Origin of the sequence: Streptomyces sp. TS71-3 (assembly GCF_018327685.1) — a bacterium.
In the GTDB taxonomy this organism is placed as follows: domain Bacteria; phylum Actinomycetota; class Actinomycetes; order Streptomycetales; family Streptomycetaceae; genus Streptomyces.
In genome coordinates, this window is the sequence record NZ_BNEL01000001.1 from 3439399 (window position 1) to 3458720 (window position 19322).

General features: G+C 71.5%; 18 protein-coding genes and 1 pseudogene. 7 read left to right on the forward strand and 12 right to left on the reverse strand.

Features of this window, described 5'->3' with window-relative positions; genetic code table 11:
* Nucleotides 1-12 precede the first annotated feature (12 nt).
* Complete coding sequence (locus Sm713_RS13940) at nucleotides 13-1044, reverse strand: LLM class flavin-dependent oxidoreductase (RefSeq protein WP_212909946.1); 1032 nt, start codon at nucleotides 1042-1044, stop codon at nucleotides 13-15.
* A 158-nt stretch (nucleotides 1045-1202) separates the two neighbouring features.
* On the opposite strand from Sm713_RS13940, the gene Sm713_RS13945 reads away from it, so the two are divergent.
* On the forward strand, nucleotides 1203-2411 hold the full coding sequence (locus Sm713_RS13945; RefSeq protein WP_212909947.1) for an RNA-guided endonuclease TnpB family protein: 1209 nt from the start codon (nucleotides 1203-1205) through the stop codon (nucleotides 2409-2411).
* Between the two features lie 132 nt (nucleotides 2412-2543).
* Nucleotides 2544-4160 (forward strand): IS1182 family transposase, encoded by a 1617-nt coding sequence (locus tag Sm713_RS13950; protein ID WP_283249806.1) that lies wholly within the window; start codon nucleotides 2544-2546, stop codon nucleotides 4158-4160.
* Nucleotides 4161-4345: 185 nt separating this feature from the next.
* Here Sm713_RS13950 and Sm713_RS13955 read toward each other — a convergent pair whose 3' ends face one another.
* Both Sm713_RS13955 and Sm713_RS13960 read right to left on the reverse strand, forming a co-directional pair.
* Nucleotides 4346-4609: a DUF397 domain-containing protein gene (locus tag Sm713_RS13955; RefSeq protein WP_212909948.1), complete on the reverse strand. Its 264-nt coding sequence runs from the start codon at nucleotides 4607-4609 to the stop codon at nucleotides 4346-4348.
* Nucleotides 4606-5463, reverse strand: a complete 858-nt coding sequence (locus Sm713_RS13960) for a helix-turn-helix transcriptional regulator (RefSeq protein ID WP_212909949.1) — start codon at nucleotides 5461-5463, stop codon at nucleotides 4606-4608. Before Sm713_RS13960 ends, Sm713_RS13955 begins: the two co-directional genes overlap by 4 nt.
* 147 nt (nucleotides 5464-5610) lie before the next feature.
* Here Sm713_RS13960 and Sm713_RS13965 point away from each other — a divergent pair, with 147 nt between their 5' ends.
* Nucleotides 5611-6066 (forward strand): ATP-binding protein, encoded by a 456-nt coding sequence (locus Sm713_RS13965; protein WP_212909950.1) that lies wholly within the window; start codon nucleotides 5611-5613, stop codon nucleotides 6064-6066.
* A gap of 133 nt (nucleotides 6067-6199) precedes the next feature.
* The gene (locus Sm713_RS13970) at nucleotides 6200-6643 is read left to right on the forward strand and encodes a nuclear transport factor 2 family protein (RefSeq protein WP_212909951.1); all 444 of its coding nucleotides are present in this window, start codon (nucleotides 6200-6202) and stop codon (nucleotides 6641-6643) included.
* A gap of 5 nt (nucleotides 6644-6648) precedes the next feature.
* On the opposite strand, the gene Sm713_RS13975 is transcribed toward Sm713_RS13970, so the two are convergent.
* The 5 genes and pseudogenes from Sm713_RS13975 to Sm713_RS41655 all read right to left on the reverse strand — a co-directional run bounded on the left by Sm713_RS13975 (nucleotide 6649) and on the right by Sm713_RS41655 (nucleotide 9365).
* Complete coding sequence (locus Sm713_RS13975; RefSeq protein ID WP_212909952.1) at nucleotides 6649-7116, reverse strand: hypothetical protein; 468 nt, start codon at nucleotides 7114-7116, stop codon at nucleotides 6649-6651.
* 70 nt (nucleotides 7117-7186) lie between these two features.
* Complete coding sequence (locus Sm713_RS13980) at nucleotides 7187-7411, reverse strand: DUF397 domain-containing protein (protein WP_212909953.1); 225 nt, start codon at nucleotides 7409-7411, stop codon at nucleotides 7187-7189.
* Nucleotides 7412-7825: 414 nt separating this feature from the next.
* The gene (locus Sm713_RS13985) at nucleotides 7826-8656 is read right to left on the reverse strand and encodes a helix-turn-helix transcriptional regulator (protein ID WP_212909954.1); all 831 of its coding nucleotides are present in this window, start codon (nucleotides 8654-8656) and stop codon (nucleotides 7826-7828) included.
* Nucleotides 8653-9174 (reverse strand): DUF6879 family protein, encoded by a 522-nt coding sequence (locus tag Sm713_RS13990; protein ID WP_212909955.1) that lies wholly within the window; start codon nucleotides 9172-9174, stop codon nucleotides 8653-8655. Before Sm713_RS13990 ends, Sm713_RS13985 begins: the two co-directional genes overlap by 4 nt.
* A pseudogene (locus Sm713_RS41655) lies at nucleotides 9158-9365 on the reverse strand (hypothetical protein). Before Sm713_RS41655 ends, Sm713_RS13990 begins: the two are co-directional and overlap by 17 nt.
* Nucleotides 9366-9569: 204 nt before the next feature.
* Between Sm713_RS41655 and argJ the strand changes: the two are divergent.
* A complete protein-coding gene (gene argJ / locus Sm713_RS13995; RefSeq protein ID WP_212909956.1) occupies nucleotides 9570-10793 on the forward strand; it encodes a bifunctional glutamate N-acetyltransferase/amino-acid acetyltransferase ArgJ in 1224 nt (407 codons plus the stop codon).
* Between the two features lie 142 nt (nucleotides 10794-10935).
* Here argJ and Sm713_RS14000 read toward each other — a convergent pair whose 3' ends face one another.
* The 4 genes from Sm713_RS14000 to Sm713_RS14020 all read right to left on the reverse strand — a co-directional run bounded on the left by Sm713_RS14000 (nucleotide 10936) and on the right by Sm713_RS14020 (nucleotide 16487).
* Nucleotides 10936-12216 carry an AAA domain-containing protein gene (locus tag Sm713_RS14000; RefSeq protein WP_212911992.1) on the reverse strand — a complete coding sequence of 427 codons (1281 nt, stop codon included), beginning with the start codon at nucleotides 12214-12216 and terminating at the stop codon, nucleotides 10936-10938.
* Nucleotides 12217-12449: 233 nt separating this feature from the next.
* Nucleotides 12450-14180: a hypothetical protein gene (locus tag Sm713_RS14005; protein WP_212909957.1), complete on the reverse strand. Its 1731-nt coding sequence runs from the start codon at nucleotides 14178-14180 to the stop codon at nucleotides 12450-12452.
* Nucleotides 14171-15385, reverse strand: a complete 1215-nt coding sequence (locus tag Sm713_RS40375; RefSeq protein ID WP_374196045.1) for a hypothetical protein — start codon at nucleotides 15383-15385, stop codon at nucleotides 14171-14173. Before Sm713_RS40375 ends, Sm713_RS14005 begins: the two co-directional genes overlap by 10 nt.
* Before the next feature lie 91 nt (nucleotides 15386-15476).
* On the reverse strand, nucleotides 15477-16487 hold the full coding sequence (locus Sm713_RS14020; protein ID WP_212909958.1) for a phosphatase PAP2 family protein: 1011 nt from the start codon (nucleotides 16485-16487) through the stop codon (nucleotides 15477-15479).
* Between the two features lie 965 nt (nucleotides 16488-17452).
* On the opposite strand from Sm713_RS14020, the gene Sm713_RS14025 reads away from it, so the two are divergent.
* Nucleotides 17453-17851 (forward strand): hypothetical protein, encoded by a 399-nt coding sequence (locus Sm713_RS14025; protein ID WP_249416591.1) that lies wholly within the window; start codon nucleotides 17453-17455, stop codon nucleotides 17849-17851.
* Nucleotides 17852-18057: 206 nt separating this feature from the next.
* The gene (locus tag Sm713_RS14030; protein WP_212909959.1) at nucleotides 18058-18984 is read left to right on the forward strand and encodes a spermidine synthase; all 927 of its coding nucleotides are present in this window, start codon (nucleotides 18058-18060) and stop codon (nucleotides 18982-18984) included.
* Nucleotides 18985-19322: the final 338 nt, after the last annotated feature.

Consider the following 19322-nt stretch of genomic DNA (forward strand, 5'->3'; position numbering starts at 1 on the left):
CGTCCGTGGTCCCTAGCCTTCCGTGGTCCGGAACGCGGGGATGACCTCGCGTCCGAACCGGCGTATGCACGCCAGCTCCTCCTCGTGGCCGGGCCCGTTCGCCATACGGAACGTCATGATCAGGTACGCGGGGTCGATCGCCTCCTGGAACGCGCGGACCGAAGCGATGCAGTCGTCGGGGCTGCCGACTATCAGGCGGTCGCGCCGATGGCGGTCGAACGTGAAGTCCTCCTCCTTCGTCACGCCCTCAAGGAACGGCTCCCGTTCCGCCACCCACCGGGGGACCTTCTCGAAGTAGAACCAGTGGTCGGCGCGGACGTGCGGCCACCACACGCGCTCGACCTCCTCCAGCGAGTCGCCCACCCAGGCATCGCGCAGGAGGTTGACCGCGAGCTTGTCCGAGGTGCCGTACTCCTCGCCCGCGGCGCGATACAGCTCCGTCCAGTAGCGCATGACCTCGATGTTGTGCAGCGGATCGGTCGGCCACGGGGCGCCGAAGCGCGCCGCACGCCGCACACCGGGTTCGGACATCGCGCCCACCCACAGCTCGGGGCTCACCGGCTTCGGCGTGATACGGCCCTTGACGTCGAAGTGCTTGCCGTGGAAGTCGAGCTCCTCGCCCGCCCACGCGCGCTGCACGATCTCGATGCCCTCCTCGAACCGCGACACCTGGCGCCTCGCGTCGAGCCCGAACAGCTCGAACTCCGACGGGAAGTTGCCCAGGCCGACACCGAGGCGCAGGCGCCCGTTGGACAGGATGTCGACCATCGCGCCGTGCTCGGCGACGTGGACCGGATGCTCGAAGGGGAGCAGGTGGATCGTGGTGCCTATGTCGACCCGCTCGGTGATCGCCGCCAGCGCGCCGAGCGCCGCCCACGGGGAGGGCGGATAGCCGTCCGGCATCATGTGGTGCTCGGGCACGAACAGCCCGTCGAACCCGGACTCCTCGGCCACGCGGGCGGCCGTGAGGATCTCCTGCCAACGCTGCACGATGCCCTCGGCGTTGGGCGGGTCCTGGGGACGGAACAGGATGCCGAACTTCATGCGGTCTTTCCTTCCTGGATACCCCCGCCTTCAGGCGGGAGAGGAAACGAAGCTCCTGAGCAGGGCAGGGAAAGCCGGTTCGCCGCCAGGGCGGACCGGCGTGCACCATCCACCGGCCGACACCCGATACTCACAGGAAAATTGATATGATGTGAGGCGTGACGAGGCAGGTCAAGCGGGCTTTCAAGTACCGCTTTTACCCCACGGATGAGCAGGCAGCCGAGCTGTCGCGCACGTTCGGCTGCGTCCGCCTCGTCTACAACAAGGCGCTGGAGGACCGCACGCGGGCCTGGTACGGCCAGCAGCGCCGGATCTCCTACGTGCAGTCCTCGGCCGCACTGACGGTGTGGAAGAAGACCGAGGAACTGGCCTTCCTGACAGAGGTATCCTCCGTCCCGCTCCAGCAGGCCCTGCGCCACCTTCAGACGGCGTTCGCGAACTTCTTCGCCAAGCGCGCCAAGTACCCGCGCTTCAAGTCGCGGAAGAGGTCCCGTGCGTCGGCCGAGTACACCCGAAGCGCCTTCACGTGGCGCGACGGGCAACTGACGCTGGCGAAGATGACCGAGCCGCTGGACATCCGCTGGTCGCGTCCGCTGCCCGAGGGCACGGTGCCGACCACGGCGACCGTTTCCCGCGACGCGGCGGGACGCTGGTTCGTATCCTTGCTGTGCGAGGACACCATCGCCCCGACCCCCGCCACCACGAGCGCGGTCGGTCTGGACGCCGGTATCACCTCCCTGGTGACATTGTCCACCGGGGAGAAGATCACCAACCCTCGACATGAGCGCCGCGACCGCGCCCGCCTGGCCCGTGCGCAGCGGGAAATGTCGCGGAAGGCGAAAGGCTCGGCGAACCGGGAAAAAGCCCGCCGCAAGCTCGCTCGCACCCACGCGCGCATCGCCGACCGGCGCCGCGACTTCCTGCACAAGCTGTCGACTCGACTCGCCTGCGAGAACCAAACAGTCGTGATCGAGGACCTGACCGTGCGCAACCTGCTGAAGAACGGCCGCCTCGCGCGGGCCATCTCGGACGCGGCCTGGACGGAACTGCGCTCCATGCTGGAGTACAAATGCGCCTGGTACGGGCGCGAACTCGTCGTGATCGACCGCTGGTTCCCCTCCAGCAAGCTGTGCGGGGCCTGCGGCACGGTCGCGGCGAAGATGCCGCTGAACGTCCGTGAGTGGACGTGCGACTGCGGCACCACGCACGATCGCGACGTGAACGCCGCGAAGAACATTCTGGCCGCCGGGCTGGCGGCGTCTGCCTGTGGAGACGGTGTAAGACCTCAACGGGAGTCCTCCCGGACGGGGCGGTCGTCGGTGAAGCAGGAACCCCAGCGGGCGACCGCTGGAATCCCCCGCCTTTAGGACTTCGTTGGGAAATCCGTGATTCGGGCGGGGTGGAGTCGTTGATCTTCCTGTTGCAGTGCTTGCAGGAGGGTGGGGCTGGTGTCGTTGGAGCCGCGGGCGGTGGGCGGGGTGCCGGAGTTGACCGCGAGGGTGGTGCGGGCGGCGTTCCCGAAGGGAACGCTGGCCGTTCGGGTTCGGGAGGTGCTGGGGCCGGTGTTCGAGGATGAGGCCTTCGCGGCGGCGTTCCCCCGGCGTGGCCGCCCGGCAGTGTCGCCCGGCGCGCTGGCGCTGGTGTCGGTGTTGCAATACGCCGAGGGCTTGTCGGACCGGCAGGCAGCCGACCAGGTCAGGGCGAGGATGGACTGGAAGTTCCTGCTCGGCCTCCATCTGGATGATCCGGGGTTCGACTTCACCGTCCTGGGAGACTTCCGCTCCCGTCTGCTCGCCCATGGCCTTGAGGAACAGCTCCTGGACACGGTGCTGGAGCGCCTGTCGCAGGCTGGGCTGTTGCGCGCGGGCGGGCGCCAGCGCACCGACTCCACGCATGTGCTGGCCTCGGTGAGGTCGCTGAACCGGATGGAGTTCGTCGGCGAGACCCTGCGGGCGGCTTTGGAAGCCCTGGCCGCAGCAGTACCAGACTGGCTCGCCCCGTTGATCGATGCGTCCTGGGCGGAACGCTACGGAGCCAAGATCGACAGCTACCGGTTCCCGAAAGGCGAGAACGTCCGCCAGGAGTGGGCCGAGCAGGTCGGCAGGGACGGCTTCACCATCCTGGAGGCCGTCGGTCATTCCACCGGCCTGCCCTGGCTGCGGGAGGTCCCGGCAGTAAAGACCCTTCGCCATGCCTGGGAGCAGCAATATCACCGGGACGGACAGGAGGTGTGCTGGCGGGAGGGCAAGGACCTCCCGCCGGGCAGAAAGCGCCTGGCCTCCCCCTACGACCCCGACGCGCGTTACGGCGTCAAGCGCGGCTCGGGCTGGACCGGGTTCAAGACGCACCTGACCGAGACCTGCGAACCCGATGCGCTTCACGTGATCACCAATGTGGAGACGACCAGCGCGAACGTCGATGACGCCGAGATGACTCAGGTCATCCATCAGCACCTGGGTAAGCGCCAGTTGCTGCCGGACGAGCACATCGTGGACGCCGGCTACGTCACCGCGGCCCACATCCTGACAGCCCGCGACGACCACAACATCACCCTGCTCGGCCCGGTCGGCGCCGATACCCACCACACCAAGCGCGGTGACGGCGACCAGAGCCCGGACCTGACCCAGGCCGCCTTCCACGTGGACTGGGACGCGAAGCAGGTCACCTGCCCCGTAGGAGCGGTCAGCGTCACATGGTCCGACCAGCGCAAACCCAGCGGCACCCCCATCACCCGGGTCCACTTCACGCGCGAGGACTGCGATCCTTGTCCGCTGCGGTCCCGCTGCACCAAGGCCACGAACGGGAAGTACGGCCGGAGCCTGACACTCCTGCCCCGTGACCAGCAGGAAGTCCTGGCCCAGCAGCGGGCCGAGCAGCGGACCGAGGAATGGAAGGCCCGCTACGACATCCGCGCCGGCGTCGAAGGCACAATCTCCCAGGCCGCCCGCCGCACCCGCCTCCGGCGCACGCCCTACCACGGCCAGCCCAAGACCCATCTCGCGAACCTCCTCTCGGCCGCCGCCATCAACCTCATCCGCCTCGACGCCTGGACCACCGGCCTCCAGCCAGGAGGAACCCACACCTCCCACCTCGCCCGACTCGCCCTCGCCGCATGACCAGACCGATACGCCCCCGTCTGCAGATTTCCCAACGAAGTCCTTTAGGCGGGAGAGGAAGTCAAGACCGCGTGTCCTCTCCTCCTGGGGTGACCTCGTTCCGGTTCCCAGGGGGCACTATCGGCCAAACGTGCGGTGGGTGTCGGGCGGCCGCCCGACACCCACCACTCAGTCGTCCGTAACGGCTATCGCGTGGTGAAGTCGACGAACTCGGTCCAGGCGGCGGCGTTCACCGTCAGGCCGGGCCGGGTTATCTCCTTGGAGTCCCGAATGTGGATGGCGTGGGGGCAGGTGGCTATCTCGACGCATTCGCCCCCGTCACCGGCGCTGTGGCTGGACTTGTGCCACTCCAACGCGACCTCGACGCACTGCCCGCCGTCTCCTGCGCTGTAACTACTTGTGAACCAGGACAGTTCGCTGCTCTTGTACCTGGAACGCTTGACGTTCATCCCTCTCCCAGCAGTTTCTCAATCAGGGCCAACGACTCGTGCGGAGTGAGCGCCTGCGCCCGTAGCGTCCCGTAAGTGGCTTCCAGCTCCCTCACCCTGGTGCGCTCGGTGTGCAGCCGACTGTCACTCTGTACCTCGGTGTAGGCGATCCGGCGCCCGTCCTTCGTTTCCATCAGGGTGAAGGGACCCGCAAGGCCTGCATGTTCACCTTGCCGCATCGGCATCACCTGAATGTCAACGTTACGCGCTTGCCCGACCAGGATGACCTGCTCCAATTGCCCTCGCCAGACGTGTTCGCCACCGATCCGGCGGTGTAGCACGGCCTCCTCGATGACAAAACTCAGGTGTGGAAGGGGTTGCCGAGTGAAGATCGCCTGCCTCTCCAGACGGGCCGCGAGGCGCTGTCCGATGATTTCCTCTTCCAGAAGGGGCCGCCACATCCGGAAGACCGCCCGTCCATACTCCTCTGTCTGTAACAACCCGGGCACTGCCTGTGTCGCGTACACATGTAGCTCAACCGCCTTCGACTCCAACTGCGCCGCATCCTGGAAGAACGGCGGGTACTGCGCCCGCGCAACCTCCTCCTTCATCTCCAGCAGGACGCCGCCCGCGTCAAGGATCTCGTCCGCCTGGTCGATGAACCGCGGCGGCGGAATCCGCCGCCCCTGCTCGAACGCGGCGATCGTCGACACCGAGTAGCCGACCATCCGCCCGAACTCGGGCCGTTCCAGGCCCGCCCGCAGCCGGCACCGTTTCAACTGCCGTCCGAAGACCCGCAGCAGCCCCGAGTTGGCCTCCGGCTCCGCCCCATCCGGCACATCCGCGGCGTCCGCCGCCTCATTCGCTTCGCTCATCCCCGCACCACCTCCACCGCCCAACGCGCCCCCGCGCCGGGTCGTCACGCACCGCCCCGCTTACACGCGCACAGGACCACACACAGCAACTGGCCGTGTGCGCGCCGTGTCTCGCCACGTTAGATCCGGCGCGGAAGCGTGAACCACATGAACAGCGAGAATTCCCCCGCACCGGTGGGCACCACCGACCACTCCGCCCTCCGTGAGTTCGCGATGCGGTTCACGTCGTCGCGGCGTGGCGCGCGGCTCGCCCGCCGTCTCGTCTCGCACCGGCTCGATTCCTGGGGCCACCCCTACGACAGTCGTGCCAACGAGACGTTGACGCTGATCACTGCGGAGCTGGCCGCCAACGCCGTGCGGCACGGGCACGTGCCGGGCCGGGACTTCCACGTTCGGCTGACCGGGGTGGGCCCGGTCCTCCGGGTCGACGTCACCGACACCCGCACCGAACGCGTGCCACCGCTCTCCTCCCAGGAGCCGCCGGGCGACGCCGAAGCGGGGCGGGGCCTGCTCATCGTGAGCTTGCTGGCGACCCGCTGGGGGGTCGCACCGCGTGAGAGCGCGCCCGGCAAGACGGTGTGGGCGGAGTTGCACCTGCGGTGAGCAATCGGAGCCGGACGAGGTTGTAGCCTTACGGTGCAATTTGCTTTCCGGAACGGGTGTGTCCGTACGTTGGCCGCCTGTCGGTCGGGACGGGTTCCGCACGCCACCGACAAGCCGACAAGGGAGACGGACGATGCCAGTGCCAGTGGGCTACGAGGTGGAGCAGCAGATCAGGCTGACTCTGCACCGGTACTGCGAAACGATCGACACCGCGGACTTCGAGGGGTTTGCGGCGCTGTTCGAGCGGGGCCGCTGGTTCATGGTGTCGGAGCCCGGATCACAGCCGGTTCGTGACTGGCTGGACGAGCGCATCGTGCTCTACGACGGGCACAGCTACACCAGGCACGAGATCTCGAATCTGAGTGTCCGCCCCACCGACTCTCCGGACGAGGCGGTCTTCAACTGCTACGTCACCATCTGGCAGGACCTTCCGGGACAGCCGCCGAACCTGCTGGCCCACGCTCAGTTCGACGGCTCGTTCGAACGGTCCGGGGATACCTGGTGGTGGTCCACGCACGGTATGACGGTGCAGTACGCCGGCGACCTGAGCGGACACATCAAGGGTGGTCTCGGGTGACGCGGCTACGCGACCGGGCAGGGCAGTTCGGGCTGGGAGTGGTTCGGGGAGCAGGTCACCATGGCCAGGGACAGGTACGTGGGGCGTTCGAGGTAGAAGCCGTACGACACATCGGCGCAGGAGTGCAGCCGTTCGGCGGCAGCGCTCGCCAACCGGGCCAGACGGGACGTGTCCCGGTCCCTCTCCGACGCGAACCGGGGGGCGTACTCGGCCAGCCGCTCATGGAGCCATGACGCCGCTTGCTTCGCGTCGTCCGAGGTGGCGCGGACGAGGGAACGGGGCTTGATGAGCCAGTAGGCCGTCTCCAGGGGCGGCAGGTCGGGGGTCGGGAACTCCTCGGCCACCTCGCGGTAGCGCTGGATCAGCTCGGGCTTGGCTCCCGCCGGGGGCGGCTCGGGATGCGGGGGCCGGCGTAGGGCCTCGTTGTCGAAGCGGTTTTTCGGACCGGTCCAGAGATAGCCGTGGTGGTGCACGAGTCGTTCCCGTTCGAGAGGTGCCGGCCGGGCACGGTGGACCAGGCCCGGCCGGCGGTGGGGGGGAGGATCAGACGTGGAGGCCGAAGCGCGCCGGGTCGATCCCGGCGGCGTCCAGCTCCTCCGTGGTGAACCGCAGCGGTTCGGTGTCCGGCCGCTTGCTGTCACCCAGGGCCCAGGCGTCGTCGCCGATCCGGGCGAGGGTCACGCACCCTTCGGTGCAGGGGCCGCCGCACGCCTTGACGAACGAGGCCCCGTTGATGTCGAGCGCGTACAGGTCGGTTCCGTTCAGCATCACTGCGCCTTCCTGCTCAACTGATCGCGGCCACGGCCGGCCGCCGCCGCCCGTTCGGGCGGGAGTCCATGGGAGGGGCCGGGCGCCCCGGGCAGCTCGGTGCTGAGTGCGCGGGGGGCGTGGTTCCCGGTCTCAGGCGTGGGCCTGGTCCTGATGCCGCTTGAGTGCCACGTTCGTGTCAGAAACGGCGCTGTAGTCACCTCTGGAGCGGGCGTTCTGCCGCCGCGCACAGATCCCGAGGCACGCACCGCACCCCGGCACCGCTTTCGGTTCCGGGGGCCGTTCGGTAAGACAATATTCTTTCGGCATCCGTGCATCCGCCGCCATCATTCCTCCCTGGCTTTATGACACGACCAATGATTCACCGGGAGGCAGGCGGAGGCGAGGATTATTCGCGTTGCGGACTAAAGTTCATCAGCGGTAGTTGTCCGCCCAGAGCCGGAGCAGGACCCTTGCGTCATCATCGAAGTGAGCATGCTGCTCGAACAGGGAGAAAACGGCGAGATGTTCGGAGACGTCGCGTGCGTCCCGGAAGACCATGCGGCCGGTGAAGTTCTCCACTGTCGCCAGCCGATCGTCATAGATCGTGAACGTGTTCATGGGACCACGTGGCAGGACCGTCCCGGTCGGAATGACGCCGATACGGAGGTTCGGCAGACGGGACAGTGATATCAGCCGGTCGATCTGCGTGATCATGCCCGAGGGCGGAATGATCGCCCACCTTGCCGCCTGTTCGGTGAGCAGGAACGTAAAATGCTTCGCCCTGTCGTGCAGGACCGTTTGCTGCTCCAGTTTGCGTGCGATGGTCCTCGCGGGGTCACCTGGGGTATGGGCAAGACCGGCCAGCATGTATGCGGGGGTGGCCAACAGCCCGGTAATCATGGCGGGCAGGAAGTACCGGAACTCTGCGGACTCGGCCTCCAGCGCGGCCAGTTCAGTCTGCCGCTTCTCCATCCCCCGACGCCAAGAGGAACGCTTCCCCTGCCATTCCGTATTGGCGATCCGCGCGAGGGTTGTGATCTCCGTAACCGTGTCCGCAGTGGCGTCGAGCGCCCGGAGGATGCGCTCGACGTCCACGAGGCTCGGCGTCTTCCTGCCGGTCTCGAACCTACTGATCTGGCTTTGAGACATATTGCAGCGGCGAGCGAGCCGGTCTCCGGTCAGACCGGCTCGCGTCCGCAACTCTCGGAGTTTCTGTGCCAGGTCGTTCCTTGACCGGCCCATCTGCTCGGGCTCAAATGTCACTCGAAGGCTTTCACGTACTCTGTAAACGGCACTGAGTGTGCCAGGGCGATGCGCTGCCACTCCAGGTACGGGGCGAGGTCGGTGGCGATCAGCTCCCGGTTGATCTGTGTTCCGTCCGGACGGTAGTTCAGGTGCACCACCCGCGCTTCGTCGAACATCCACCAATCGGTTCCCGAAAGGGGAAGCCCATGGTCGTTCCCGGTGACATCCAGAACGCGAATGTCCTCTCCCGCCGCTATGTTGTCCGGAATTCCCCAAGTGAATTGGTACCGTTGGTAGTCCGTCAACGGCCGGCGAACAACCCTCACCCGACCGATGGTGCGCCCCGATGCCACATAGCCCCGCACGCGTTCATGCCATCGCGCGTTGTGGTTCGCGGGCTTCGGGTCCCCCTGAAGGAAGCGGGCGACGTTCTCCGCTTCGTTGGGCATGGTGTACGTGGGTTGTGCCTCGAAGCGCCATGCGTGGTGTTCGTACGCGTCGAAGATCTTCCGCCACTCCTCACCATCCAAGAGCACGCACTGCCTCCCTGAGTACAGCTTCCGGAATCTCCACCAGGGCCTCCCCTTCGGGCGGGGCGAAGGCGTCGGATGCGTTGCCCTGTACCACGATGGAGCCGCTTGCCGTGCGGTAGACATTCGGGCAGTCGTCGTCATCGCAATCGGGTCCGTTGACCCTGCCGGAGCCGCGTGAGTCCGTCGCGCGCCATGCCGTCACCCTTCTCTTCGGCCCCGGTCGGGGCTCTCGCGGACGACGCTACGGACAGCAGCTTTCTCCGTCCACGCCGACTCCGGGATATTCCTGAACCGGCATAAAGATCACCCAGGCCCTGGCCGGCCGCCAACGCCCCGGGGTACATGCCGCCCCGGAAACCCCTGGACACGTGATCCCCGGCGTCGCAAAGATATTCCGCATGATGCATGGCTATGAATCCGTGAGTGTGGACGAGGGGCCGGAACCGCCCGAGTGGCCCCGCGAGTTCCGGGCCCACACCGGGCACGGCGGGCTCAGGGAGCGCGGGGACGACATCTCGGTCGTCGTCTCGGACCGGCCGTCGACCAGCGCGGCGATGTTCACCAAGAGCCACTTCGCCGGGCCCGCCGTGGTGTTGAGCAGGGCGAACGCCGCGGGGCGGGCGATGCGCGCCGTGGTGACCCTCGCGCAGAACGCCAACGTCGCCACCGGGCGGCAGGGCGCCGAGCACGCCGCCGAGGTCGTCGGACGGGTCGCCGCGCTCACCGGCGTGCCCCAGGGTGAGGTGCTGATCGGCAGCACCGGCGTCATCGGCCGCCCCCTGCCGATGGCCGACATCCGGGCCCACTTCGACGAGGCCGCCGCCCTGGGCACCGCGGCGTTCGGGGCGGCTCCGCCGGACGTGGCGCGCGCGATGATGACCACCGACACGCGCCCGAAGACCGCCGTGCGCACCGTCGGCCGGGCCCGCCTCGTCGGTGTCGCCAAGGGCGTCGGCATGCTGGAGCCGAACATGGCCACGATGCTGGCCTACGTCCTCACCGACGCCGCCGTGCCGGCCGACGCCCTGGACGCGGCGCTCCGTGCGGCCGTCGACACCAGCTTCCACTGCCTCAGCGTGGACACCGACACCTCCACCTCCGACACGGTCGCCGTCATCGCGAACGGCGCGGCCGGACCCGTGGACACCCCCGAGTTAGCGGCGGCGCTCGCCGATCTCTGCCTGGACCTCACCCGGCAACTCGCCCGGGACGGAGAGGGCGCCACCAAGCTGCTCCGCGTCACCGTCGGCGGAGCCCTGAACCCGGCCCAGGCGCGGCGGATCGCCAAGAGCGTGCTGAACTCCCCGCTGGTCAAGACCGCGGTGCACGGCGCCGACCCCAACTGGGGCAGGGTCGTCATGGCCGTCGGCAAGAACACCGAGCACCCGGACGACGCCGCCATCCGCCCCGGCCTCGTCACCGTCGGGTTCGGAGACGTCGAGGTGTACCCGCGGGAGCCGGGCCCTGACACCCTCGCCCGGCTCGCCGACGCCATGCGGCCCCCCGAGGACGGCAGCGTGGACATCACCGTCACCCTCGGCCTGGGGCCTGCCGCGGCGATGGTCTACGGCTGCGACCTGTCCGCGGAGTACGTCCGCGTCAACGCGGATTACACGACGTAGGGCCGGCGGGTGCTGTTGCCGGGCCGTGCCCCGTCGCACACGGGCCACGCCCTTGACCTTGACCTTGGGGCAGGGGACAGGATCCCGGCATGGTTGCTGACCCGGTGGGGCCGCTCCGTCCGGCACGAAGGGGCGGCAGACCCTAGCGCGCCGCCACCCGGTGTTCCGCCAGGTGCGACAGCACCGCGTGGTTCGCCTCCCAGCCGTCCGGGAACTTGATGGTGACGCCGAGCTGCACCGGTTCCATGGACGGGTGGTCGTCCAGCAGCTCCGCGACGCCCGCCCGGCACACCACGACGCAGGCGTGCCGGTGGCGCGAGGCCAGCACGCACAGGCGGCCCGTCTCCAGGTGGAACGCCGTGGCGTCCGGGCGGCCGGAGAGCGGGTGCAGGACCACCGTGACGTCGTACTCGCGGCCTTGCAGGCGGTTGGCCGTGTCCGCGACGACGTCCGTGATGCCGAGCGCGGCGAGCGCCGACCGCACGGCCGCCGCCTGGTCGCGGTGCGCGGTGCCCACGGCGATGCGGTCCGCGGTCAGCGGCAGCGGGTCCGGCGCCCGTTCGGAACGTGCCGTTCCGCCGCGCTCCAGCAGCCGGCGGACCACCTGGGCGACCGCGTGCACCGCCTCGGGGTCCGTGCGGGGGGTGTGCCGGGCGGGGAGTTCCAGCAGGCCCCAGCCCGACGCCGCGGCCTCGTCGATCACGCGGTCCGCGCCGGAGCCGTCCGACGCCACGGCGAAGCGCAGCGCACGCTCTCCGTGCCCGGTGCCGCTGCGGAACGGCGTGTACGGGTAGAAGGCCGCCGAGACCAGCGGCGCCGCGGACGCCGGCAGGCGCCACGACACCGGCAGGCGGTGCTGCGGCAGGCCGGGGTTGTGCGCGAGCAGTGTCGACACGGCGCTCGCCGACGGGTCGTAGGACAGCCCGGCCCACTGGTCGGAGCCGACGATCGCGAACGGGTCGAGCTGGCCCGGGTCGCCCACGAACAGCGCCCGCTCGAAGAGGCCCGCCACGGCCAGCAGCCCGTCCGAGCGCATCTGGTACGCCTCGTCCACGATCGCGTGCCCCCACTGCTCGACGCCCTTGACGTGCGCCCACTTCGCGGCCGTCGACAGGACGACGTCGAGCCCGGCGAGGTCGGCCGCCTTCGCGGCGGTGCGCACCTGGGGGAGGTCGTCGAGCGCCTTGTCGTAGGCGTCGGCGTCACTGCTGTGCAGCCGGCCCACCGGCAGGTCGGGGGCCTTCTCGGCGATCCGCAGCACCAGGTCGTCGACCTGGGCGTTCGTCTGCGCCACCACCATCAGCGGGTGGCCCGCCGCGGCCAGTTCCAGCGCGGCGCGCACCACCAGCGTGGACTTGCCGGCGCCCGGCGGGGAGTCGACGACCACGCCGCGCGCGGTGCCGTGCAGGGTGTCGTGCAGGATCGCCTGCGTAGCGCGGGCCGCGAGGACGCCGGGGGCCGCGGCGGTGTCCGCCGGGCTGCCGGGGGAGGCATCCGCGGGGTTCCCGAGCGGGTCGGCGACGGCGGACGGGGCGCCGGTGTGCGCGGCGCCGGTGTGCGAACCGCCTGTGTGTGGGCCGCCGGCCGCCGCGGGCGTGCCGCCGGGCGCGGGGCCGGCGGCGAGCGCGGGCGGCGCGGGGGAGGGCTCGGGCAGTGTCACAGGATGTCCTCCGGGGTGACCGGGTCCGGTTGCTCCGCGGCCTCGCCCGGCGGGCCGCCGTGCGTCCACGGGGTCTCCTCCGGGTCGGGCAGCTTGGGGCCGCCGCGCTGGTCGTGCTCGAAGAGCGTGAACAGGACGCGGTCGCCCTTCTCCGGCACGGTGCCCGGCTCGGGCTCCCGGCCGCGTCCCATCTTGTCGGTGATGCGCAGGACGACGACGAGCCCGTCGCCGACCGGCACCGCCTCGGCGCCCGCCTGGCCGTCGGGGCCGTCGGGACCGGCGGTCCCGGAGCGTTCGGCATCCCCGGCGCCGGCGGCTCCCGCCATCCGGTCCGCGCCGTCCACCAGGCCGGCGCCTTCCGCGCCCTCGCCGGCGACCTCCACGACCTCCGCCGTCTGCGGCCGGCCGGCCAGGGAGCGGTGGACCTTGCCGGGGACGGTGAGCCGGGGGCGGTCGTCCGTGCGGACGGTCACCAGCGGGCGCGGGCTGGGCCGCTTGCCCTCGCTGTGGGTCATGACGACGTCCGTCACCTCGCCCGCGAAGGCCTCGCCGGACAGCCGCCGGCCGGCCATCACCAGCGGGTCGTCCAGCGCCTCCTGGGCGTCCAGGCGGCCCTGCTCGCGCTCGCGGGCGGCCAGCTTGTTCGCCGCGGTCACGGCGTCGTCGCGGCGCGGCTGCGGGGGTTCACCCGCCAGTACGCGGTCCCGGTGGCTCGTGAACGACCAGCGGTCGCGCGTCCAGCGGTCCGCGACGTGCGCTCCCTCCGGCAGCCTGCACAGCAGGTCGAGGCCGCGCCAGACGGCGTCCCAGGTGGGGCGGGTGCGGCTGTCGACGAGGGCCCGGATCGCGTACTCGGCCGCGGTGACCCCGCCCAGCCGCTCGTCCGCCGCGAGGCCGTCCTCCGCGGCGGACAGCGCGGTGCGCGCCCGGTCGTAGCGCTCGACGGCCGGGGCGAGCAGCCTGTTGTCGAACGCCGGGTCGGTGGCGGGGCCCGCGGGCGGGCAGAGCAACTGGCCCTCGTGGTCCCTGCCCAGCTCCGCGCGGTGCGCCGCCTCGGCACCCGAGGTGCCCGGCGGCGCCTCCAGCCAGGCCAGCAGCGCGCCCAGGTGCTGGTCCTCCAGGCTGGACTGGCCCGTCGCCCAGTGCCGGGCGAGCACGTCCGTCATGGCCAGCAGCAGCGCCGAGCCGGGCACCCGCGCCCGCTCGCCGAAGTGCGTCAGCCACCGGCCGAGCAGCGGCACCGCGGGCGGCGCCGGATACGGCGACTCGGGATCGGTCTCCGCGGTGCGCCGAAAGCGCATGGAGCGGCCCAGCAGCCGTACGAAGGAGACGCCCGCGCGGTTCGGCACGACGATCTGCGGGGCGTCGGCGCACAGCTCCGCCTCCGTCTTGACGCGCTTGCCGGTCTCCGGGTCGGTCTCGTTCCGCTCGACCAGCTCCACCGCGTCCGCGAAGGAGTCGAGGTACGGCAGGACGATCTCGGCGAGCTCCGCGAGGAAGGCGAAGCGCAGGTCGCGGTCGCGGGGCTGGGGCACCACGAGCAGCCGCGGGGAGGTGCGCTCGGTGCCGACCAGCGCGCCGAGCGGGGCGCCCGCCTCGCCCGCGGTGGTGAGCGGCACGAACACCAGGGGACGGCCCGAGACATGGCGGTGCCGCACGGTGGCGAGCGGCTGGGCCCGGCCGCTCGCCATCGCCTCAAGACGGGCCAGGTCCGCGATCAGCGACATGCGCCGGCCTCCAGCGCCTCGGCCCTGAGCGCGGCGGCGCGGCGCAGGGCCGACACCGCGGGATCGGCCGGGTCGCCGGACTCCCCGCGGGCCGCCGCGAGGACCGCCTCGACGGTGCTGAGGCCGCCGAGATCGCCGCGCACCGAGCGGCCCAGCGTCGTCACCGCGCTCTCGGCGCGCGCCCGGGAGCGGCAGTGGAAGGCCATCTCGCACGTGGACAGGCACTCGGGCGCGTACGCCGAGGGCACCGACTCGACGGAGGAGTACAGCTCGTTCGGCGGGAGGGAGACGTCGAAGCTCGCGTCCTCGGGCAGGGTCGCCGCGATGTCCTCGACGCGGGTGAGCCGGGCGAGCTGCCGCCGGGTGACCGCGAGCTGCTTGCGGACGTCGACCGGGGCGGCCGTCGGCAGGTTGGAGAAGTCCTTCGGGCAGACCAGCAGCACGCGGTGCCGGACCCGGGGCACCGGGTGCAGCCGCTGGGCGAGGCGCTCCAGGGCCAGCACGTACACCGCCGCCTGCCGGGCCGCCGCGCCCACCTTCTCCGGCTCCGCCGAACCGTCGATCATCGGGAACGACTTGATCTCGACGACGCTCCAGCTCCCGTCCGGGTGCACCACGAGGGCGTCGGGCTCCAGGAACGCGGGCGTGCCGGCGACATCGAGGGTGAGCATGGGGTGGTCGAGCAGCGTCCAGGCGGGCGGGGGGCCGGGCTCGCCGGGCAGGGAGCCGTCGCTTGGGTCCGCACCGGGTACGGCGTCGCTGCCCCGGTCCGCGCCGGGTACGGAGCCGTCGCCCTGGCCGGCGCTGGGTACGGAGCCGTCGCCACGGTCCTCGCCCGGTACCGAGCCGTCGCCCCGGTCCGCGCCGGGCTGGGAGCCGTCGACCGCGTCCTTGTCCGGCTCCTCGTCTGCTTCCTCGGCGCCGGATGCCGTCCTCGACTCCTTGAGCACCAGGGCCGTGCGGGCCGCGCGGCCCTCGGGGCCGCCTGCCGTGAGGTCGGGGACGCGGACCGTCGCGGCCGTGGGCGGCTCGGCCGCCGGGTCGAGATGGCGGTGGACGAGGCGGAGCAGTTCCTCGCCGCCGTCCTTCTTCACCCGCGACTCGAAGGCGTGCCCCCGGATGAAGGCGAACTGCGACTGGCCGAAGCCCGACGGTGCGCCCAGCGCGTGCGCCAGCGCGGCCTTGTCCACTCCCGCGCCGTCCAGTAGGGCGCGCCGTCTGCACCCCGGGTTGCTGGCGAGGGCCGCCAGCCTCCGGGCGTCCAGAGGGAGAGGGGCGGCCGTGGGGCCGCGCAGCTCAGCGAGCCGGTGCCGCAGCGCCGTCCCCCGCGTCGGCGGGGCGGGTGCTCGGCTCGGCACGCTGCTTGCGCGGTCGGGGAATTCGCTCACCCGCCGAAGTCTGGCACTCGTCACCGACAATCGCGGCACCCCGGGCGGGTACCGCCCGTCCGGGAGCGGCCGGCGTCCCCGCGGGAGCGGCCGCCGTCCCCGCGAACGCGGCCTGCGTCCAGGCCGTCAGCGCCGGTGCGAGGCGCCCCGTGAGCCGGGCCCGCGCGGTGTCGGCCAGCCGCAGGGCGGGCCGGCTGAGCAGCAGCCCGGCGGCCATCACGGCGACGCCCGCGACGGCGTCGAGGAGGTAGTGGTTGGCGGTGCCGACCACGACGATCGTGGTGATCAGCGGGTAGCCGACCGCGGCGACCCTGGTGAGCGGCGAGCGGCCGTGGCGCCACAGCATCAGCCCGCACCACAGCGCCCAGCCGACGTGCAGGCTCGGCATCGCCGCGTACTGGTTGGTCATCCCGCCGAGGCCGCGCGGCGCGCTGGCGTCGCCGCCCCACCAGCCGTAGGAGCTGTACTCGGCCATGGTGTCGATGAACCCGTTCGCCGGCGGCAGCAGCCGGGGCGGGCAGGTCGGCAGCAGCGCGAAGCCGACGAGGCCGACGAACGTGGACAGCAGCAGCCAGGTGCGGCTGATGCGGTACTGGTCGGGGCGGGTGCGGAAGAGCCAGACGACTATCGCGGGCGTGACGAGGTAGTGCAGCGACGCGTACCAGAAGTCCGAGGGCAGGCCGATCGCCAGGTGGTGCGCGAAGAGGCGGTTCAGCGGCCCTTCCACGTCGAGGTGGAGGACCCTCTCCAGGTGCAGGATCGTCAGCCCGTGCCGGGTCGGGACGGCCGCACCGCTGCGGGCGAGCAGCCGGCCCGCGGAGTAGGTGGCGTACACCGCCAGGATCAGAGGTAGTTCGGTCCACCAGCGGAGCCGGAAGCTAACTGTCGCACCGGTGACCGGTGCGTCCGTCTGCGGCATCCGAGTGGTCTCCCTACTTCCGTTTTCGCGGCCTCGCGCCGGCCGAGCGTGACCGCTCACCACCGCCCCGAAGGCCGCGCCCATTTTATGCCGTATGTGATCGTGCGCCGCGGGCCGCCCCCCTGATCGTCATAGACGCAGTCGCCATGGGCCGGGTTGCCTCCTCGGGAGGGGTGCGGGCAGACGCTCGGCGGGGGGTTTCTGTCCGGGGAAATCCGCCTAATGAGGTACCTCGTCTCACCTTCCGTGCTCATCAGGTTCACCGCGGATTGGCGTTTCATTCGGCGGTGGTTCGCGGACGCCGGGCCGTCCGCGGGGGCCAGACGGCGTTTCGGCCATCCTCCAGGCGGCTCGGGGGTGTTGTCGGAGAGGCTTCGGGGTGTCCCGGGTGGGGATCAGGGGTGTCCTGGTCGGGTCGGTGGAGTGACGCCGTCCGGTCCCCCGTGTTTCGTGGAGGGGGTGCCGGGGTGTCCTCGGCGCGGGTGGCGGCGTGGGGGCGTGGCGCCGGGTGGTGGCGCGGGGTGGTGGCGCGGGGTGGTGGCCGGGGTCGGCCGCGGGTCGGGGGCCGTTCACCTGGGGATGCGCCTGGGGGTGCTCCGGGTGGGGAGCGTCTGGCGGTATCTCGGTGTGCGGTGGGGGCGCTTCGGCTGCTTTTCGCGCCCCAGGGGGTGCGCTGTAGCGCGGGGGCGGGGCCGGGGACGGCGGGGGTCCGAGGGGAGAGCGGCACGGGGTTGCGCACGCAGAGTTACCATCGTGTACGCAGAGTTGTGAATATGAACGGCCTATCCCACCCCTGGTCAGGGCGTACGGCACCGGCCCATGCACCCGGATCGGGCCGTAGCCCGGGAGGACGGGCCGCGTTGAGCCCTGCGGCTGGTCCAGGGAGCGGACGGCCTGCGTCCCGTGAACCCCCGAATGCGATCGAGGAGGACCGTGGTGTGTGGAAGAGGAGGACCGTCGTGAAGGTGCTGGAGCACTGTCCGGGGGCGCGCCCGGTGGCCGTGGAGGTCCGCGGCGACCTCTGCGACCTGGTCACCGTCCCGGCCCGGCAGGGCCTTGAGGCCGTCGACATCCTGCGCCGCGCCGCGGCGCGCGCGGTCGGCCCCGTGCTGCACGACGGCGCCTGCGACACCCTCGGATTCCTGGTGCCGCCCGGTACGGCGGCCGCCTGGGACCTGCCGGGCAGCGCCTGCACCCAGACCCGGGGCGACGTCCCCGGACCGGCGGGCGCCCCGCCGATCGACGGCGAGGGCGGATGGCTCCTGCCGCCCGGGGACACCGGGCGGCTGACCGATCCCACGGTGCTGCGGGCCGCGCTCGGAGTGGCGGCACGGCTGATCGCGGCGGCGGACAACTGCCGTTGACGGGACGCTGCGGTTGAGCGGACCGCTGCCGTGCAGCGGACTGCCCCCGTCGAGCGGCCTTCCGCCGGTGGGCGGCCAACCGCCGTTGAGGCCGCCACCGCCCCTACCGCCACCGCCGTCGGGGCCCGCGGACCGGGCGCGCACCGCCCCGCGGGGCGTGGGCAACCCGCGCCCGCACCCCGAGCCGCGCCGCTCATAATGGCCGGATGGCAAAGGGCAAGGGGCGCCGGGCGGAGGGCGGCGCGCGAGGGGAGCGCGGAGAGCGCGGGGAGCGGGCGGGGCGGCGCCGGATCGGGGACGCCGTGGTCCGCGCCGAGGTCGGCGGCGGCACCGCCGAGCTGATGCCCGACCCGGACCGGCCGCGGGCCCGGACCCTGCTCCTGGACGGCGCCCCGCAGTCGCACGTGGACCTCGACGATCCGGCGTACCTCGACTTCGCCTACCAGCGCAGGCTCGGGCACCTCATCGACCTGGCGGCCCCGCCCGGCCGGCCCGTGCGCGCCCTGCACCTCGGCGGCGGGGCCTTCACGCTCGCCCGCTACACCGCCGCCACCCGGCCCCGTTCCACCCAGCAGGTCGTCGAGCACGACGCGGCGCTCGTCGACTTCGTCCGCCGCGAACTGCCGCTGGACCCCGCCGCACGCATCCGCGTGCGCTGCGCGGACGCCCGCGCCGCGCTGTCCCGCTTCCCCGACGGCTGGGCCGACCTGGTGATCACTGACGTGTTCGGCGGGGCACGCACCCCCGCCCACCTCACCAGCACCGAGTTCGTCGCCGAGGTCCACCGGGTCCTCGCGGCCGGCGGCCACTACGCGGCGAACCTCGCGGACGGCCCCCCGCTCACCCATCTGCGCGCCCAGGTCGCGACCGCGGCCACGCGGTTCGCCGAGCTGGCGCTGATCGCCGACCCGGCCGTGCTGCGCGGCAGGCGCTTCGGCAACGCCGTGCTCGTGGCCTGCGACCATCCCCTGCCGCTGGCCGAGCTCACCCGCCGCTGCGCCGCGGACCCGGGGCACGGCCGCGTCGAACACGGCCGGGCCCTCACCGACTTCACCGCCGGGGCACCGCCCGTCACCGACGCCACCGCGGCGGACTCACCGGCCCCGCCACCGGGGGCGTTCGGCGCGGGGTGAGATGGCCGCCGGTACTCGGGCGCCGGCCGGGCCGACGTCGCGCTGTCCCGTCCGGCTGAGCAGCCGCGGCGGGTTCCGTGCCGAGGGAAGCAGCGGTAGGGCGTGGTGCGGCCCACGCCGGCTGCCGTCGCGCGTCGACATGCCGGCACTCCCGGCCTGCCGGGCGGGAACCGCTGCGGCGGCATCGAGGATGGCGGCCGCGGCATGAAGGTGCAGGCTCGCATTTCTTGTCATTAACCGGACCATAATGGCCCACCGGCGAATGGTACGGTCATGTTCCATAACGGTTCATCAGTATTCCGAACCATCATGTCGTCCGGTGTGAGGGTGGGGCACGT

Coding starts and splice junctions, on each gene's coding strand:
- Sm713_RS13940 (WP_212909946.1), bottom strand. CDS start 1,044: ATGAAGTTCGGCATCCTGTTCCGTCCCCAGGACCCGCCCAACGCCGAG.
- Sm713_RS13955 (WP_212909948.1), bottom strand. CDS start 4,609: ATGAACGTCAAGCGTTCCAGGTACAAGAGCAGCGAACTGTCCTGGTTC.
- Sm713_RS13960 (WP_212909949.1), bottom strand. CDS start 5,463: ATGAGCGAAGCGAATGAGGCGGCGGACGCCGCGGATGTGCCGGATGGG.
- Sm713_RS13965 (WP_212909950.1), top strand. CDS start 5,611: ATGAACAGCGAGAATTCCCCCGCACCGGTGGGCACCACCGACCACTCC.
- Sm713_RS13970 (WP_212909951.1), top strand. CDS start 6,200: ATGCCAGTGCCAGTGGGCTACGAGGTGGAGCAGCAGATCAGGCTGACT.
- Sm713_RS13980 (WP_212909953.1), bottom strand. CDS start 7,411: ATGCTGAACGGAACCGACCTGTACGCGCTCGACATCAACGGGGCCTCG.
- argJ (WP_212909956.1), top strand. CDS start 9,570: ATGATGCATGGCTATGAATCCGTGAGTGTGGACGAGGGGCCGGAACCG.
- Sm713_RS14005 (WP_212909957.1), bottom strand. CDS start 14,180: ATGTCGCTGATCGCGGACCTGGCCCGTCTTGAGGCGATGGCGAGCGGC.
- Sm713_RS14020 (WP_212909958.1), bottom strand. CDS start 16,487: ATGCCGCAGACGGACGCACCGGTCACCGGTGCGACAGTTAGCTTCCGG.
- Sm713_RS14030 (WP_212909959.1), top strand. CDS start 18,058: ATGGCAAAGGGCAAGGGGCGCCGGGCGGAGGGCGGCGCGCGAGGGGAG.